Raw genomic sequence first — 16738 nt, 5'->3', positions numbered from 1 at the left:
TTATTGATTCAGCATGCCGCCCGGCCTGCTCTCATCTGTCAATACATCATAGATGGTCTTTCTGACCATGCCCGACATCATCCGCGCATCCTGCTCAGAGAAGTTACCCTGTGTCTGGACATTAAAGGCAATATTGATACTGCCAACAGAAGTGCCACCCCCGCCCTTGCCCATCTCCCGGTTGCTGACCACCTTACCCCTGTCGCCCGGTATCATGTACTGGTGACCGTTATTGGCTTTGAATATCTCCGGCTTATTGTTTTCACCAATCCGGTATGCCCCGTTCGGACTGACTGGGCCACCATTCTTACGCGCCCCCAGTAAGGCAATCATGGCAGGGACAGCCGCTGTCATGGCTGCCATCCCGACAGTCGCGGCTGTGCCCATTGTCGCGACACTACTCGCAGCCGCAGCCGGGGCCATTGCCGTAGTAATTGTCGCTCCTGTGGCAACTGCTGATGCCGCCGCCGCCGTATTAGCCGCCTTGCCGATAATCATGTTTTTGATTTGCTGCATTCCCATCTGAACCAATGCGGAGACCGCTTCATTGGTGATGGTTAACGCCAGATTGCGCATGGCTTCATTGGCGGTCTGGGTGCCGGTTAACAGCCCGGTGATGGTATTGGCGGAACGCTGGCCCAGTGCTTCAAGCGAATCCCCCAGAAATTGATACATTTCATTCTGACCTTTCCATTGTTCCCATCGAGCGTTGGTCAAGTCTTCCTGGTATTTCTTTTCAATAGCGGCTCTGGCGGCCTCAGCTTGTTCCTTAAGCTCAGTATGCTGTTGCTCAAACTGCTTGATAGCCTCTATCTTTCTGTCATGCTCATTAATGAGGTTTTGTACTGGGTCGAATTCTCCAAGCTCTTTCATGGCAGGTGATACAGCCTCATTGACTTTACGTTGTCGTTCCTCTTCTGCCGCTTTGTCCTTAATCGCTTTCATCTGTTCTTGGAACATTTTTTCACCGATAAGGTGATCCTTGTACATCCTCGTGAGGTCATCTTCTTCTTTCTGGCGAAGCGCTGCGGAATGCGCTGCAACATCGAGTTCAGAGGCTTTGATTTTGTCGTTTTTCTCTTGGTTAGCCAGCCAAATTTTTGCAGCAAGATCTTCCGCTACTTTTATCTGGGCTTCACTAGAGCCCTCAGGCATCGCCTGACGAGCATCGTATTTAGCCATCTCAAGGCTGTTTTCTTCGTAGCCCGTATTGAGGCGTTCAAGTTCTTCGCGCTGGCGTTTAAGTGAACCTTCAACCTGTTGAGAGCGATTTTTTGCCTCTTCCGCCGCCTTTTTAGCCGCAGATTCTGCCTCCTGTTCAGCCTTTTTCCGTTTGCCATCCTCTTCCTCAATTTCGTATTTTTTAACCACCAAATTGACGAGCTGTTCGGTGCTTTCAGGATTTGCACCAGCATCTTCAGCATCAAACTCAGCTTGTTGCTTCAGTTTGCCTTTTTCATCCGGTATTGAGGCAATTCTCACTTCACGCTCGGCCTTTTTAATCATGGCCTCCATTTTCTTATTGACCTCTTCTGTATCGCCACCAACAGATTTAATCGCAATACCAAGGCTACCAAGTTTAGTTTTTATTAGCTCGACGACCTCCCCGTAGGTTTTCCCCGCGTTTTCCCATTCTTTAACATTATTGGGAATTTCTTTTTTACCCTGTTCATAAATGAGCTTGTTGGTTTCCTGTATCTTTTTGTTGCTAATGTCGGACATGATTGCCGAATCTGCTTTGGCTTTATTCAGTTCTCTTGTTGTGCGTACATTTTCAGCCTTAGCTTGCGTTAGCGCCTCTTGTGCTTGTTTCTCTTCTTCCGCAACGGCTTTCTCAGCTTGATCCATATCAAGCCCGTTATACATGTTAGTGGCAATCCTGATGGTTCTTTGTTTAGGGTTTTTGAGTCTATCGAGTTCCTTCTGCAACTCATCAACTTTTTGCGCTGCATTTTTGGCGTCAGTTTCCATCTGCTTGATAGATTTATTCATTTTATCAACTTCAGCAGCAACCTCTTCCGCGCTCAAATCTTTGAGTTTTTCTTCAACATTACCTAAACTCTTTGCGTATTCCCTCGCACCGTCTGATGCTTGTTTGGTTTTTTCATACATGTAATAAAGAGCTCCTGCGGCGATAGTGATAAGGCCAAACCATCCCCCCACAAAAGCAAACGCATTACTCAGTAGCCGTAATCCCACGGATGCCTTTACAGCGGTAGCACCCACAGCAGCAGTGGCAACAGCGGCTGTTTTGCCTGTGGTAGCAACACTAAGATTTGTGGCCGCAAGAACTTGTTTCCTTTCAATAAGCGCATTCGTTGCCATCATTTCAGCTTGAGTTCCTTTAGCTGCAGCAAATTCAGCTTCAGCAACCTGAACAGCAAGTATTGCTTGTTCCCTGTCGGCAATAGCTTTGCGATTGGCAGCAATGGCGGCATGTTCTGTCGCTAAAGCATTGGTGTGAGCAGCAGCAGTCTCTGCATTTGTGGCTTGTACCGATACTTGTACCGCTTTAACTTTATTTGCTAGTGCACCATTAAACTTAGCGACAGCCGCCAATGCTACCATGCCGATAGCGGTAGAAAAGGTATCCAGATTGCCGCTCAGTGTTACCAATGATTTATTGAATATATTCGCTGCTGTGCTGACCTTGCTAGACTCACCTACGAACTTAGTCACGTTATTATTAGCAACAACGAACGCTTGTTCTATCGTCGAAGTGGTTTTAGCGAATTCCTTGGAAATTTTATCTGCGCTCGCCTTCATTGCAGCAATGACTATTTTGGAGGTCAGTTTACCTTGCGCTGCCATTTCCTTTAACTGACCGATATCTTTACCTAGATGATCCGCAATAGCTTGCATTATCCGTATACCGTTTTCACTAACGGAATTGAATTCCTCTCCACGCAATGCACCCGCCGCCAAAGCCTGTGATAACTGAATCAATACGCTTGATGATTCTGCCGCAGTAGCTCCTGATACAATGAGTGCTTTGTTCATCGTTTCGGTCATATCACCCAGCTCTTTAGCGCTCATATTTAATGTTCGGGTCGCTTTTTCAAGGCGCCCGTATAATGTGGAAGTCGCATCTAAACTTGTTCTAGTTCTTTGGGCAATATCGAAAACACGCGTAGTCACTTCATTAAGCTCTTCGTGTGCTTTCTTGGAGTTAACTAATTTGTTATTAACGCTAGTCCAGGCATCGGCATAACTTGCAATTTGACGCACATAAAGTGCCGAAATTAAGCTTGCCGCTACTGCAGATAATGATGACATGGAAGAGTTAAGTCTTCTTGTTGCTATATCCGCTCTCCCCATACTGCGCTCCAGATCATTCATTCTGCTATTTACCTGATGCTGCGCCGTCAACAGTTGGGCTACGTCCATTTGCACCTGATAAACGATATTACCTACGCGAACTTCTGCCATTTTCTAGCTCCTGAAAAAAGAAAACCTCGCCGAAGCGAGGTTATTATTAGTTAATATGGTTATTGATAACTTTTAGAACAAACAGGTAACGAGATCATATTCTCAATACAATAAGGGGATTTCTGTTTTGATTTATTTATACTGAGATTGTGTAATTGTGCTCTTTTGGTCTGGTTCGGAACAAGTAATTACAATAGCACCATCATTTGTCCATAATTTCACAATAAACAAGATGGATGAATCAACTACTATTTTTGCTGGATATTCACCAATAACTTGATTGTACATATCCAACGCTGAACTCTTACAAGCAGTAAAACTCAAACCAGAATTTCTGGTCACAGGGCTTAGTTGCTCTGGATAATTACCAGAATTGACCATATCATTTAACTGTTCTTTCGTGTAACTCTTTGCTGAGTGGGTAATAGAACTAGAGGGTTCATCTAAAGATGTATTTACCGAGTCCTGAGCCACGTTAGTATCTTCACTTACCTGATGACTAGGACTTTCAATTGCTATTTTATCATCATACTTATCACCAAATATTGGTGCTATTGAGTTAACCAGCAAAAGTGTTGAGATACAGATTACAATAACTATTACAGGTGGAATTCCTTTAGGAAGTTTATCCGAATAAGCTCCAACTGCTAGAGAGAATGGTAAAAGTATTAGCAAAGACATTGGCTCCCTTACAAGGAAATACAGAGAAACCATAAAAACTATGATTGCTATAAAAAATAAAAGTTTAGATAAATCAATTCGACTCTCTTCCTCTTTTTTCTTTTTGGCTTTTTCTGCATCGTCTTTGCGTTCTAATTCCAGTAAATAATCACTATGATTATATATGTCACTAATAAAGTAATCTCCTTTATCATCCTGACGACCAATCACTCCTCGCTCAATCATTTTGTCGATTATAAGTTGACCTTTTTCATCCTCAAGTTTAAACCCTTTGCATATCATTCTCTTATCAAACCGTCTTGCCGACATACAATAATGAACAACTGTGCCATAAATATTTTCTAAGTCAGGAGGAAGATCCCACACAAAAATATCATTATTTGTTTCTTTTTTGATGTTAACCATAACAAACACTCATTATTAAATTTTACTCATGATACCAACCAATTAGAGCAAAAGAACGCAAAATGCCACGTTAAGTGGCATTAAGAATGAAAAAGATACGCTGACGGGTTATTTATTCTTCTATGGGTAATTCATTTTTAGAAATAATAGCCAGTCTGTTTTGATGGTGTTCTGGATCACCCCATAGCCACATTTCTTGTCGGCTAACATCATCTTGAGTCTCAACCTTGCGCAATTCGCAAGTTATCATGTCATAGGCGTAAACATGCAAATTATACATCAGAGCGTCATACATTCGGTCTTGCCAAAAAGCCATGCCGTCATTAGTCTGATTCATATCAGATACTATTACATTGTAGCGCTCCAGTAGGTAATCAAAGAACACTCTGCCAGCTAAATCACGCAGAACAGCTCGATGCTGAGGTGTTCTAATGCGCCAAACAAGAATTTGAGTTACAGGGCGACAATTCAATACAACGTCAGGCTGTATGACCACTCGATTGTAATAAGCCACCTCTTTTGATATATCGTTTATTAGCGCTAACTCAAAATGAGATTGGCTAATCTTGCCTGTCAATCGATTATCAACCCGAACCATGCGATAGCCAGGAGAAAAAGACAATCCTTTGATTTGACTTGTGATATCTTCCCCAACCATCAAAGATGAGTACAGAGCACGGTTATCTGAGCTTTCGTTCAAGTGAGCGAAAACTTCGTTAACCTTTTCAGGATGTATCAACCTTTGTGGCATATGTTCCCCCTCAAACCCAGTCACCTAAAACAGGCGATCAATATTTATCTCATTGAGAAATATTCCTTGCGGTAATATTAGACTGTTTGAAACTATGGTTCAATAGCCGAGGCTATATCAAGATTGTTTATTTAATCATCAGATTACATTAAAAAGTATCAACTTGTATCGGGCTTTAGCCATCCTTGGCTTGAAATCAAAGCATGCGCACTGGTAGTGAAATCATATTTTCGATGTAATACCCGTATTGCCGAGCAACGCCATGAACAATGCCTTCCGGTGTTTCCGCGCAGCCTGTAAAGATATTCGTTTTCTTGAAATGATGATCGTAGACTTCCACCTTAATGAGATACCTGAAATTCAGCGACTGCTGTTTTATCTGTTCTTTCCTTTTTGCTTCATGAGTCGCCCAGTAAACGCAAAGCCTATCGTGACATTCTTTTTGGTAACAGATGACGCTCTCTCTGGCAGAGACTTTCACTTTATTGGGGTTGATCGTGATTAACCAACCAGCAAGTTCATCCAGAGCAAGACAGCTCATCGCCCTTAACCCATGTTTTGTTGGTATCGTGATTTTCACCATACTTTCCTGAAAGCGTGTTTTCAGCTTCGTGAATTGCGAAGTCCAGTTGAGGCCCATTCCTTCGGTAATGAGTTTCATCGGCACATATGGCTTGTTGTTGTAATAAACGATAAAAAGATCTGCGCCATAAAATGGAACGTTGATTGTTTGGCGGGCTTCCTTAACTGCTACAATGGTCACGCTTGGATTCCTAATAAATACTGGGCAATTTAGAGGTCCCTGACTACGGCTATAGTCGGGGACCTTATCATTTCAATAGGACGCTATTAATTACGTAACTGTCACTTTTTGTAAAGAACGTCAATTTAAAACTGGGACGCACCTAGAATATTCAACTATTTATACGCATATAGTTGTCATTTTCCTCTTTCTAATGTCGAAAATAACCCATAAGCCAATGAGTTCTATCTGAAAATTGACATTCACCACCGCAACAATTTCTGACTTTTCAAATTGTTATGTAACTCCAGCTTTTGACTGCTTTATACTCACTAATCTTCGTTTGCCACTGAGCAGATCACGGGTTCGCATATCATCCGCCTCCATCACGGCATCGTATTCTTCACGGGTGAAGCCTTTTTCATCCGGAAATTTGGCTTTCAGCATCATCTGAAACTCGGTCATGGTTAACCGTTCCGCTTCCCCTCGTGACATACTGAAATGTGTCCGCGCCGCATTGATATATTCAATCGCGTTAAATTGGTCGGAATAGGTTTCAGTTCCTTCATGACGCTGGAGTTTTCGCAGTTTCACCTTCCCCATCACACCGTGAGTGATCAGTTCATTGGCAATCAGGATAATATTCTTAACGGGCAGGCCCCCCGGACGATACACCACGCCTTTTTGTCCGGGTCGCCACTCGCCAATCAAGTCGTCAATATCCTCGTCACAGCAGGCCTGTATCACCCTCATGGCGGTTGACAAGATGGCGCGACCAAAGACGGGTTTACGCATTAACGCAACCAGCCAGTCGGGGATCGTGCCGTAAGCCAGCATCGCCCGCTGAATCAGTGCCTGTGTTTCTGCTCCGTTAAGCAACGTATAAGCCGCCACAATCTGCCGGGGTGTGCCCAGACGGGTCATGGCAGCAAATGAGGGACACAGTAAAAAATCTTTTCTCTCCGTGGAGATCACCATCTCCCCGATTTCAAGCATGGGTGTCATAAAGCCTCCTGAATATTATCAAGGGTACTGCATCAGCACCCTTTGTAATCACCAGCAATGACGATCACCCGCCTACTTGTGGTTTTTTGATCGTTTCTTCAATCAGCCAGTCCACCGAATCAGCATCACTGACCTTTAACTCACCCGAATAGGTGGCAATTTCATTCGCACCGAACTGCGATGACCAGGAGGTGAACACCATATAGCCCTGCAGCACGAAGGCATTGTCACCGGTGAAGTCCATCTGCACCCAGTAAGCGGGCTGACGACCGGCCTGCACTTCTTGCGGGATCTCCTTCAACAGACGTAAGGGACCGAAATCGTCTTTTTTATCCTGTTTGCGGTACTCCCCATCAAAGCTGATGGTTAAGTCCATACTGGTGACGACACTTTCGACCAGCCCTTTTGAGTCATCCGCCTCGGAGGTCAGAGTATTAGGTGACAGGTCGAACGATTTGGTGGTCAGCGCCCCAAGCCGTAAAAAAGCGGCTTGCTTCGGCGCGGTGTCAGGACACCCTTTAGCAATACGAATAATGGCATGACGACCAATGAGTTTATTGGTTTCTACCGGGCAATTTGCCATGTGAATAACCTCTTATGATAAAAATAAAAAAGGCCGCGGGAGGCGACCTGATTAGGATGTACAGCGAAAGAGCAACCGGATAACGTACCGGTTCTCTTGGGTGGGAATAGGGACGGGCAGGCCACCCAGATTAAAGACCGCGTTCAGGCAGTCATCATCAGGATGCACCGCCACATAATCGAGTATCTTCTGGGCGTGCTGGATAACGGGTTGGGGATTATTCTGTCCGCTGACCAGAATGACCTGCACATTGTCGTCAGCCCCTAAATCATCCAGCCGACCTGTTCCCCCAGCAGGCTGAAAGACCATATATTGTGTCTGACCGTCATCCCCTTTTTGCTCAATCCAGTTGAGCATCTGGATTTTAAAACCGTCAACCAATCCCGCTTTTGCCAGATAATGGCGGAATTGTTCAAAGGCCATCATAGTTTCAGTTCCTGTGCGACAGCGTTATCTATCTGTTTTCGCATCTCATCAAAGCCCTGTTTCAGGAACGCTTTCTTCGCGGTTGCCCGGCGAAAATCCTGCTTCACGTTGGGATCATGGACATAGACGGCATAGTTTGCCGAATAGCCCACCCGCCCCGTGAGCCGGACACCCTCAAAGCGCACATCGCGGAACTGGGAATTAATCAGTGTGGCGGTATCAATCGGAGTATAAAGTGCCGCCTGCGTACTACCGATATACAGCGCCTTATACACAGCACGAACCACTTTGTGCCCCCGGATATCGCCAATTAAGGCATTGAGCCGGGATTGTGCTTCACGAATACCGGTGACTTTGACGCCCATATCAAGCTCCTGTTACTAAGATATAATCATCTGCAAAGCGCTCGAAGGTGTCTGCATCAAAAGTGACATACTTAATTGCGTTAGCCCCTGCTGCAATCGGGTCTGGATGAGATGATTCACCAATCAGGATATAATCCCCGATGGATGCCTCCGCAAACTCCGTCCAGAAGGTGTTTTTGGCGATCAGTTCAGTTCCGACACCGGATAGCTTGCTGGAGAGTCCACCTTGGTATTCACACAGAATGATTTTCGGCGCTTCATAACCCAGTGAGTGTCCATATTCATCCGTCTCCAGCCGCTTCCAGAACGTACAAGGGGCCGTATAGCCCCAGTTAGCAATACTGCTCATCATCACCCCACCACATCAAAGAAGCCGACCGATTGACTTTCCAGCGGTAAGCCAGACAAACAACCAGATGTATCCCACGCTTTAATCTGTTTGAGCAGGTAATCCGTACCGGAAGAATCATACGCAAATGAACGGGAAGCGCCCGAAGGCGCACTTTGTGAGGCAATTTTTCTGGCCCCGGACAGGGAGGCCAGACGCACGGTGGCATAGATAAGCAAGAGTTGTTGCAGCTTTTCGGCATAGCCCTGATCCGCCATGCACCTGGCAGTTTCATTGACCTGATTTAACAGCAGTTCCAGTACGGGATCAGGCAAGGTAAACCCCTGTTCGGCGATCATCGGCTTGATGTCATTCAGTGTTATCTGCATCATCGGGTTTATCCTTTTTCCCTTTGCCTTTGGGTGGTTTTTCAGAATCAGGAGTATCCTGTGCCGGTGTAGCGACGTAAAACACCCGGTCTTCAATCAGCGCAGCCAAGCCAATGCGTGCCCACCGCTGCGCCGTAGCCTGATCCACTTCCACCATATCACCCACCGCCAGTTTTTGGAGACTGGCCCCCGAAAACAGATTACCTGCAATCACTTTCACCAATGCCATAACGATTCCTTACCCTTTTGCGAACAAGATGCCGTGTTTATTGTTGATGTCGGTCTTGACCATCAGGCCAGCCGCACCCCATGTACGCCACACATAGTCTGAGTTGTAGAACGGACGCGGATCGGCAACCGTCCCAAATGCCTGCCCCACTATAGGCGCGATAACACCCGCCCCCAACGGCACGACCATGATTTCATTGCCTTTCAGCTCGAAATCTTCTTTGATAGCTTTGATACCGGTCAGTTTCTGTACTTCCTCCAGTACGGTACGGGTCGAATTCACATCAAAGTAAATCTTCTCCCAGTGGGACAGGATGTTACCGGAGACATACCACGTCTGTTCCGCATACATATTGTTTTTCAGGCGCAAGGTGTCACGCAGGGCGATGGCTCCTTCACGGATCGATTTTGCCACCGCTTGGGTGAAATCAATATTCAGGCCACCTGCGCCTAAATCCACCATGCCAACACGTTCATCGGCTTTCAGGCCCTTCCACGTCTTGCCGTCAAACTGGATGTAGTTGCCTTCCTCATCACGGAAGCCGTTAAAGATGTAATCCATGTACTGGCGGCGCACGTTATCAACTGAACCGCGTTGCGCATCGGCCAGTGAGGCCAGTGCCGAACCTTTGTTAAAAATCGGGTCACGCCACTGGAATTTGAAGCCAGAGTCGTGGATCGGCACCATCGTGCCATCAAAGCTATAAGTACGCGCATCCAGTGCCGCACCAATCTGGCCGCTCATGGAGGTATGCGCCCAGCCTTTGCCACCGGTACGCGCATACTCATACACCGACTCTTCCAGACGTACCGAACGAGACAGTGGCATCAGGTCATTCAACAAAGTGAATTCCGTATTCGGCTCAAACTCTGCCAGTACGGTCTGATCATACGTGCGATACAGACGGCGAATATCGTCAATGGCATTGACCGCATTCAGCTCCGGCGTGTTAGCGGCATCCCCTCGCCAGCGGGTACGGGCAAAAAAGTCAGCCACGGCCTGTGCCGAAGCATTACGGGCCGCTTCGAGTTCACCAAACTGCATTTGGTTGGCTTCAAGGTTTCCGGTCTCGGTTGCCCTTTTGGTTGAAAATACCAGCATGTTGTCTCCTTACTTGAATACGACGCGAACCAGATCGCCCGCTTTGGCTGTGATGTTGTTTTCTTCGATATAGGCAAAGACGGCAGCACCTTCACCTGCCGCCGTGATCTGACCGTTAGCCACGGCCACAGGTTGCCCCTTTTTGTACGTTCCGGCAGCCGCACGGAGGTTCAGGAACATCCCCGCTATGGGTTGCATAGCAACAACCACACCGCCCGCCTTAATGGGATCGTCCACGGTCTGGCAGCGGAGATAGTCGATATTGGCGACATAGAGCATGGCTGCCTCTTTGCCATCGACAGCGGCCTTGAATTTGCCTTTGTCAAAATAACCCATGGTGCCGGGCAGGGTATCTGCCGCTGCCGCACCTTCCCTGTTCAGCATCGGGTTAGGAAATAAACCACCTGCATGAATAACGCGTTTTCCGTTTTTCGCCATGTTTATTACTCCGGCATTGAGGTGAATGATTCAGAAGGGTTATGGGTAAAAGCTGAATTCAGCCCCATTGAGGTCTGGCACTGTGCATACAGCCCATCAAGTGCCGCGCCATCCAGCGCATTAACTGCCATGTCATCCAGACCGAATTTCGCTTTGACTGCCGCGCGTTTGTCTGCTTTTGCTTTATCCGCATTGGCAGTCAGACCAGACTCAATCGCAGTGAGTTTCTCTACGAAAGGCTTAAACCATTCCGGGGGCTGAGAAGCGTTATTGGCGGCTTGCCTCGCCTTCTGGTCTTCTGCTTTCTTTTTGCTGTCTTGATCCTGCTTCTCTTTCTCCTTGAGCGCGTTATAGGCCGTCAGCAATTCCGCGTCAGATTTGCCGTCCGTGGCTTGGTTGGCGGCTTTCAGGGCATTGATAATCATGTCTTTCATCGGGTTATGTTCCTTATTGGTCTTCACTTCTTCGTATTCAGTGGGTTTGCGTACCACTTCCACAGGCTCACCCACGAGTTCGGCTGTGCCGTCATCGTTCATGAGGTATTTTTGCCGGTAGGTTTTACCGGAGTGGTAGTAAATGAATTTGTCAGGCCAGACTGTCTCCGGATAAGGCCAGTCATCTTCGGTGTCGATGGCTTTTAACTTCGCTCTCAGGGCAGAATAAATGTCGTCAAAGGAGAAATTGGCGGCGTTGCTAAAGAAGAACTTCGTCTTATCAATCAGCCTCTCTTGGGTGCAATTGGCTGCATCAGACAGATTGACCTGTTCGACTTCAACTTGCTCACCGTCAGCGTTCACAAACATCCCCACACCTTCCTCCGGTGTCGCCGCACCCGGCTCACTGGCGGGGAGGACGGCGATATGGTCAAAGTGCATATTCCGGGCAATCCAGCTATACGCCTTGCCTTTTGACTTCCCCTTATTTTGTTCCCGCTGGAGCAGTAATCCGGTGGAAACATGGATAGGATCGGCACTGTTCCCGGCGATAATGTCATCCACACGAGCCAGAAACTCTTTTCCTTTCTCGGAGGATTCGGCAAATCGCCGGTTGACCTTCACATCCATCATCACCCGGTCACCGTCTTTGCGGACGTTCTCCGCCCAGGCACCGATATGAAACTGATTCACCGCCCTGGGCATATCAGCCGAAATATACTGACCGTCAATTTTGGGGTGTCCGTAAGGCACCTGTTTCCCCTCCATTGACTGATAGCTTTTGTTAATCTCACTGGCGGGATATAACCCTCCATTCATCACAACATCATCCACGACAGGCACCACGCCACGAATGACGATATGCGCATCACCATCAAGGGATTCTGTTGAGATATTGGCGGAGTTTAAGGCCAGTGACTTAACATGAATTCCAAAGAATCCCATGCTGTCACCTCTTTGAATTGTTACTTAGATGAATTGCCCTGCCAGCCTTGGCGCTCTTCGTCCAGCCGCGCTGTCAGGCCAGTGTTATACAGTTTGTCGTCATCAGCCAGCACCACCGGCTGTTGCGCACAGTAGCAGCGGTAGCGGTTGCCGTTTTTAGCATAGAATTCCTCTACTTCCTGTTTGGTGTAGAGCTTCCCGTGCCGTACTGCGTGCCATTGCCGGGTCGTGGGTTTCAGGGCTGATAACCAAAGCAGCCGGGTATTTAACCCTAACCGCTCGCTGGCCCATGCCATTTCGTTCCAGTTGGCTCGCCGCAATGCCCCGACCTGCTCCGTCTGGGCGATGTTTTTCGCTCGACTCATCGACACATCAAGGCGCTTGCTGATAATCGCCGCCGTCTCTCTGGGATTAATTCCGCGAGCGATAGCCTCAGCTATGACATGGGATAAATCTGCCCTTGCCGCATCAGACAACCCTTTCCAGTCGCTGTAAGTGGATGCGAGCGCCGCCGCCACCTGATTCTGATAAGCAGGCATGGATAGCAGAGCTGAAAGCGTGGTGTGCTGGGCATAGACGGCGGATTGTACCGATAGGTTGGTATAAGCGTTTACGGTTCCGCGCTGGTACTCCTCCGCCACATAGCCGAAAGCCCATAGCTGGTCTTTACCCCCTGCCAGCAGGTATTCGTCCAGAATGCTTTGTATCCGCTCAAGCAGTAAGGCCAGCTCAGGAGCTGACAGGTCATAGATAAAACTCCCCGCATTGACCTGATAGAGTGTGTTACCGTGCAGGGTATGCGATAGCCCGGCATTGCCTGCCTGCGTTCTGCCGGTTAATTGCAGATCAAAGAGCTGTCTGAGGGCTTTTTTGATGCCGTAATACCGCTGTTCGATATCCCGGAACATCTTATTAACGGGTCGGTATGACTGAGTCGGGTCGCGTTTATTTCTCGGTATGACCGGGGTGCCGATTCTGTTCTTGGTCATCAGTCAGCGGATCTCCTGTTGCCCCTTGTGGCTCCGGTTCGTCTTCCAACGGCTCCAGCTCGCCCACGGTACGAATTTCATTTGGCGTGAATATCGGTGTGCCGAATGCCTGCTGGGTTTTCAGTGCCGCTTCTGCCATCTTAATCATGTTGTCGATCTTCTCCTGCTCACTGACGGCGAGCATATCAGACCAGGCAATCGTGACCTCACCCGATTGTGGCGGGTCAATAATGCCAATTTCCCACAAACGTTTTATCAGCCGGGTAACATATTGCGTTAAGAATCCCCAGCGACGACCGTTCAGGCGGACTTTCCATGTGGCATCGTCTTTATCACCGGCTAGCTTTCCGGTTTGCGTACCAAACAACACGGTAAACGGCACTTGCACAGACGCGCAAAACTCACGGGTCGTCACTTCCCATGTTGGTGTTGGGTCGCCCGGTGTCACTGACAACACATTCAGCTTGCCGGCCTGCATCACAGCGGCGGAATCCGTCCCCCGGTTGAGCTTACTGATTTTATCTTCCAGCGCGGCACCTAAGTCCGGATAGCCAGCCTGAATCGCCGCAGTGGTGATATCGTGTAGGTTGGTTTCTTTATCAAACTCCACGCCTATCTGACGGGACGCATTCTTCAGGAAGCCTTCTGAGCTGCCACCGGATACCTTTTCAATATCCAATAGTTTGTTATAACCCGCCCTCAGTAGCGGCGTGCCTGAGAAAATATCGCCATCCTCTGCCCCTTCACACAAGATAATGACGCGTGAGGGATGAATAGAGAGTTGCTTTGCGGGCCCCTGAACGTCAACCTGCCCCACCGGACGTTCATCAAAATTGAACATCGTCGGTTGCCCGTAGGTGTCTGAGTTGATATCAGAATCCCATTCCGCCACCGTGAGTTGCTGTTCCCAAACCGGGATTAAGTTCACTAGTGCTTCATTTTTTAACCGCGACACCACTGCGGTATCAATCGGCTCACGCCATGTCTGGTTGTCTTTAACCTGAATCAGCAGGGCTGAGTAATGCCCAATCATGTTACGGCGGTCAGCATCTTTGATTTTCGCCCAGAACGGTTTGAGCAGCTTCGTGACCTCCCTTTCCCATGCACTGGTGACGATAGATTCTTTCTGCTCTTCACCGTCAATCAGGGTCGGGTTATCCTGCCAGCAACCCTCCAGCAAACGATGCACCGCCGCATGTGCCACGGCATTACGTTCATAGGCGTTGTAATATTCACGAAAGGTGAGCCGTTCGGGATAACCGAACTCCGCGTAGATATTGGTGCGTTTGGTATTGCCACTGACACCGCCTGATACATACAGCATCCGCTTGGCCAACGTATCCGCCAGACTGTTTACCAGAAATTCTGTTTTGCTTTCACTCACGAAAGACGCTCCTTAAAAGAAAAATGCACCGACTGCCTTGCGGTTATTCTTAGCCACAGCAAAATAACGGAAACCATCAGCACCGTGTGACGTGAAGTCATGCAAGGGCTTATCTTTCCAGCAGCCGCGTTTGTCATCCCACTCTTTGCGGTAGCTTTCCAGATGGGAAATGCCTTCACCGCATTTTTCCTCGTCAAAGACACACTTAGGCAGTATTTCACGCACAGATTCGATACCGGTATCTACCGCCACTTTCGGTACGACCTTGAAGATAAGCGAATAACGCTGACCGTCAATTTCATACCCTTCTCGCGCCAGTTCCCGGCGTGATTTCGCATCTGAACCAAATTCCCGGTTATCGATATCATGTGGCCCCCAGTGTTCGCCGTAGGTGTAACCTTTGTCTTTCAGCACCTTCATATAGTGCCGCAGCCCTTCGCCTGAGTTCTCGTAGTAGTCGATAACGTGAAACTCTTCGCCCACCTCACGCACAAACCAGATAGCCGTTGAATCCCCCACACCGATATCCCAAAACGTATGGACAGGCAGATGTGAGTTATCCGGCAGTTTGCCAATGCGTTTGTTTTCGTACAGCCATCGGAACTGTTTGGCGTAGTAAGCCCCTTCAACCGATTGCTGGAAGGCTTCGGCGGGGATCGAGGGATATTCCCGCTTCATGTCATCACCCAGCGTTTTCTCTTTGGCAAGATACCAAGCCTGCTGGCGTTCGGTGAGAGTGATACCGTGCTTTACTCTCAGTTCAGCAAAGTAATCAGACAATCGCTGCGGTGTGGGTTCTACCGGATCAATGGCATACAGTGGGTTTTTCCACCATGAAAAGAAAAAGAACTTCCAGTCTAGGTTAGAGAGTCGTTTGCCTTGTATCAGGGCTTTCTCGGCAGTCTGGCAGTAGTCAAAGAAATAACCCGCTCGCCCTTCTGCTGTACTCTCAATCGTGGTGAAACAATCGGTTGAGACGGCTTCAAATGCCCCGGTCACAATCTCACGCGCTTTGTCGGGGAACTTGGCGCAAATCTTGCCGAATTCGGACACATGCAGATAACGTAATGTGCCGCCACGGAATGAAGTGGAGACATACAGCGATCCCCCTTTTTGAAAGACTAATTCCCCCGCCGCGTCATTACTGGCAGGGTTCGCCGCCTTAATCTCGCCAGGCAATCGGTCGTAGGCATATTTGACCTTTTCCCTAAACAGGCGCTTGGCATCATTTAAGGTATGAGCAATCAGGGCGCATCGGGCTGATTCGAATAATGCGGCATCGAGCTGGATAATGCAGACTTCAGTAGTAAACCCCAACTGACGGGCTTTGAGAATGATGTTACGGGTGTGAATACCTTCGAAGTACTCCAACTGCTCTGGGGTCATGTTGAATCTGACCGGACGGCCTTCTTTGTTCGTTATCCAGTAGAGATTGTTGAGTCGCCAGAGCTTATCGCGCAGTAACGCTAAATGTTCCGGCTTCATATTATCCCTTAGACAATTCGTCCATCAGATCAGATAATGTGCCAACAACATCGTGCTCTTTTTTCACCTGCTCACGGAAAGCCTGAACACTGATATGCTTGCCAAGCAACTCAAGGTTCTTCACCTTATCCGGCCACTTGATTTTCTTGAGTAACGCAGCCGTATCCTGTGAGCCCACTTCAAGGACTTCCAGACCAGATAAGGTGGTACGCCACACTTTGGGCCAGTCTTTGACGGGCTTGAGTTCGCCGCCATCCGTGAGAATATCGAGCACATCCATCTGGTCAATTTCAACCAGCCGCTTTAATACATAAGTCGCGTTGATCCCGACTTCTTCATTACGGTCTGCTTTGAGTTCGGCAATACGTGCCTGAATATCAGGTTTTGACAAGTTCTCAGATGCAGTACGGTTTGCAGTCTTCTCGCTGTACCCCGCACGAATAGCCGCTTGTGTCGCGTTCAAATCAACGAGGTACTCGCGACAAAACATCTCTTGTTTGTCGGTGAGTGCCATTTCCTTCCCTCATTCAGAATAAATCACTACCTCGGTTTATATAACCCGTTACTTGAGCAAGACCACATCAGCCCAAAACTTACACAAACCTCTATCAAGCACCCGTTTCTGGATG

18 protein-coding genes are annotated in these 16738 nt (G+C 48.1%); all 18 read right to left on the bottom strand.

Annotated features, from left to right (window positions below):
- The 18 genes from HGO23_RS04250 to HGO23_RS04165 all read right to left on the bottom strand — a co-directional run bounded on the left by HGO23_RS04250 (position 1) and on the right by HGO23_RS04165 (position 16623).
- Entirely contained in the window at positions 1-3429 is a 3429-nt protein-coding gene (locus tag HGO23_RS04250; RefSeq protein ID WP_209028071.1) for a tape measure protein, read from the bottom strand.
- A gap of 132 nt (positions 3430-3561) precedes the next feature.
- Positions 3562-4515, bottom strand: coding sequence for a hypothetical protein (locus HGO23_RS19565; protein ID WP_244967879.1), 954 nt, complete (start codon positions 4513-4515; stop codon positions 3562-3564).
- A gap of 112 nt (positions 4516-4627) precedes the next feature.
- Positions 4628-5266: a hypothetical protein gene (locus tag HGO23_RS04240; protein WP_209028070.1), complete on the bottom strand. Its 639-nt coding sequence runs from the start codon at positions 5264-5266 to the stop codon at positions 4628-4630.
- 196 nt (positions 5267-5462) lie between these two features.
- Positions 5463-6029 (bottom strand): phage antirepressor N-terminal domain-containing protein, encoded by a 567-nt coding sequence (locus HGO23_RS04235; protein WP_209028069.1) that lies wholly within the window; start codon positions 6027-6029, stop codon positions 5463-5465.
- 276 nt (positions 6030-6305) lie between these two features.
- Entirely contained in the window at positions 6306-7013 is a 708-nt protein-coding gene (locus HGO23_RS04230) for a DUF6246 family protein (RefSeq protein WP_209028068.1), read from the bottom strand.
- Positions 7014-7077: 64 nt separating this feature from the next.
- Positions 7078-7596 (bottom strand): hypothetical protein, encoded by a 519-nt coding sequence (locus tag HGO23_RS04225; RefSeq protein WP_244967878.1) that lies wholly within the window; start codon positions 7594-7596, stop codon positions 7078-7080.
- 51 nt (positions 7597-7647) lie between these two features.
- A complete protein-coding gene (locus HGO23_RS04220) occupies positions 7648-8022 on the bottom strand; it encodes a phage tail termination protein (RefSeq protein ID WP_209028067.1) in 375 nt (124 codons plus the stop codon).
- Positions 8019-8387 (bottom strand): HK97 gp10 family phage protein, encoded by a 369-nt coding sequence (locus HGO23_RS04215; RefSeq protein ID WP_209028066.1) that lies wholly within the window; start codon positions 8385-8387, stop codon positions 8019-8021. Before HGO23_RS04215 ends, HGO23_RS04220 begins: the two co-directional genes overlap by 4 nt.
- Before the next feature lies 1 nt (position 8388).
- Positions 8389-8736: a hypothetical protein gene (locus HGO23_RS04210; protein WP_209028695.1), complete on the bottom strand. Its 348-nt coding sequence runs from the start codon at positions 8734-8736 to the stop codon at positions 8389-8391.
- A gap of 2 nt (positions 8737-8738) precedes the next feature.
- A complete protein-coding gene (locus tag HGO23_RS04205; RefSeq protein ID WP_244967877.1) occupies positions 8739-9107 on the bottom strand; it encodes a DUF7370 family protein in 369 nt (122 codons plus the stop codon).
- Positions 9085-9333 carry a hypothetical protein gene (locus HGO23_RS04200; protein WP_209028065.1) on the bottom strand — a complete coding sequence of 83 codons (249 nt, stop codon included), beginning with the start codon at positions 9331-9333 and terminating at the stop codon, positions 9085-9087. The genes HGO23_RS04205 and HGO23_RS04200 overlap by 23 nt, the downstream gene beginning before the upstream one ends.
- 9 nt (positions 9334-9342) lie before the next feature.
- Positions 9343-10434 (bottom strand): major capsid protein, encoded by a 1092-nt coding sequence (locus HGO23_RS04195; RefSeq protein ID WP_209028064.1) that lies wholly within the window; start codon positions 10432-10434, stop codon positions 9343-9345.
- Between the two features lie 9 nt (positions 10435-10443).
- Entirely contained in the window at positions 10444-10872 is a 429-nt protein-coding gene (locus HGO23_RS04190) for a hypothetical protein (RefSeq protein ID WP_209028063.1), read from the bottom strand.
- 5 nt (positions 10873-10877) lie between these two features.
- Positions 10878-12251: a DUF2213 domain-containing protein gene (locus tag HGO23_RS04185; RefSeq protein ID WP_209028062.1), complete on the bottom strand. Its 1374-nt coding sequence runs from the start codon at positions 12249-12251 to the stop codon at positions 10878-10880.
- 20 nt (positions 12252-12271) lie between these two features.
- Positions 12272-13240 (bottom strand): phage minor head protein, encoded by a 969-nt coding sequence (locus HGO23_RS04180; RefSeq protein ID WP_244967876.1) that lies wholly within the window; start codon positions 13238-13240, stop codon positions 12272-12274.
- A complete protein-coding gene (locus HGO23_RS04175) occupies positions 13197-14624 on the bottom strand; it encodes an anti-CBASS protein Acb1 family protein (protein WP_209028061.1) in 1428 nt (475 codons plus the stop codon). The genes HGO23_RS04180 and HGO23_RS04175 overlap by 44 nt, the downstream gene beginning before the upstream one ends.
- A gap of 12 nt (positions 14625-14636) precedes the next feature.
- Positions 14637-16109, bottom strand: a complete 1473-nt coding sequence (locus tag HGO23_RS04170; RefSeq protein ID WP_209028060.1) for a terminase — start codon at positions 16107-16109, stop codon at positions 14637-14639.
- Between the two features lies 1 nt (position 16110).
- Positions 16111-16623, bottom strand: a complete 513-nt coding sequence (locus tag HGO23_RS04165) for a terminase small subunit (protein WP_099122572.1) — start codon at positions 16621-16623, stop codon at positions 16111-16113.
- Positions 16624-16738: the final 115 nt, after the last annotated feature.

This window comes from Xenorhabdus budapestensis, assembly GCF_017743015.1.
GTDB lineage: Bacteria > Pseudomonadota > Gammaproteobacteria > Enterobacterales > Enterobacteriaceae > Xenorhabdus > Xenorhabdus budapestensis.
This window is presented reverse-complemented; position numbering and strand designations above follow the sequence as displayed.

Excerpts from the sequence above, each read along its gene's own strand:
- HGO23_RS04250 (WP_209028071.1), bottom strand. The coding sequence starts at position 3,429 with ATGGCAGAAGTTCGCGTAGGTAATATCGTTTATCAGGTGCAAATGGAC.
- HGO23_RS19565 (WP_244967879.1), bottom strand. The coding sequence starts at position 4,515 with ATGGTTAACATCAAAAAAGAAACAAATAATGATATTTTTGTGTGGGAT.
- HGO23_RS04240 (WP_209028070.1), bottom strand. The coding sequence starts at position 5,266 with ATGCCACAAAGGTTGATACATCCTGAAAAGGTTAACGAAGTTTTCGCT.
- HGO23_RS04230 (WP_209028068.1), bottom strand. The coding sequence starts at position 7,013 with ATGACACCCATGCTTGAAATCGGGGAGATGGTGATCTCCACGGAGAGA.
- HGO23_RS04225 (WP_244967878.1), bottom strand. The coding sequence starts at position 7,596 with ATGGCAAATTGCCCGGTAGAAACCAATAAACTCATTGGTCGTCATGCC.
- HGO23_RS04220 (WP_209028067.1), bottom strand. The coding sequence starts at position 8,022 with ATGATGGCCTTTGAACAATTCCGCCATTATCTGGCAAAAGCGGGATTG.
- HGO23_RS04215 (WP_209028066.1), bottom strand. The coding sequence starts at position 8,387 with ATGGGCGTCAAAGTCACCGGTATTCGTGAAGCACAATCCCGGCTCAAT.
- HGO23_RS04210 (WP_209028695.1), bottom strand. The coding sequence starts at position 8,736 with ATGAGCAGTATTGCTAACTGGGGCTATACGGCCCCTTGTACGTTCTGG.
- HGO23_RS04205 (WP_244967877.1), bottom strand. The coding sequence starts at position 9,107 with ATGATGCAGATAACACTGAATGACATCAAGCCGATGATCGCCGAACAG.
- HGO23_RS04200 (WP_209028065.1), bottom strand. The coding sequence starts at position 9,333 with ATGGCATTGGTGAAAGTGATTGCAGGTAATCTGTTTTCGGGGGCCAGT.
- HGO23_RS04195 (WP_209028064.1), bottom strand. The coding sequence starts at position 10,434 with ATGCTGGTATTTTCAACCAAAAGGGCAACCGAGACCGGAAACCTTGAA.
- HGO23_RS04190 (WP_209028063.1), bottom strand. The coding sequence starts at position 10,872 with ATGGCGAAAAACGGAAAACGCGTTATTCATGCAGGTGGTTTATTTCCT.
- HGO23_RS04185 (WP_209028062.1), bottom strand. The coding sequence starts at position 12,251 with ATGGGATTCTTTGGAATTCATGTTAAGTCACTGGCCTTAAACTCCGCC.
- HGO23_RS04180 (WP_244967876.1), bottom strand. The coding sequence starts at position 13,240 with ATGACCAAGAACAGAATCGGCACCCCGGTCATACCGAGAAATAAACGC.
- HGO23_RS04170 (WP_209028060.1), bottom strand. The coding sequence starts at position 16,109 with ATGAAGCCGGAACATTTAGCGTTACTGCGCGATAAGCTCTGGCGACTC.
- HGO23_RS04165 (WP_099122572.1), bottom strand. The coding sequence starts at position 16,623 with ATGGCACTCACCGACAAACAAGAGATGTTTTGTCGCGAGTACCTCGTT.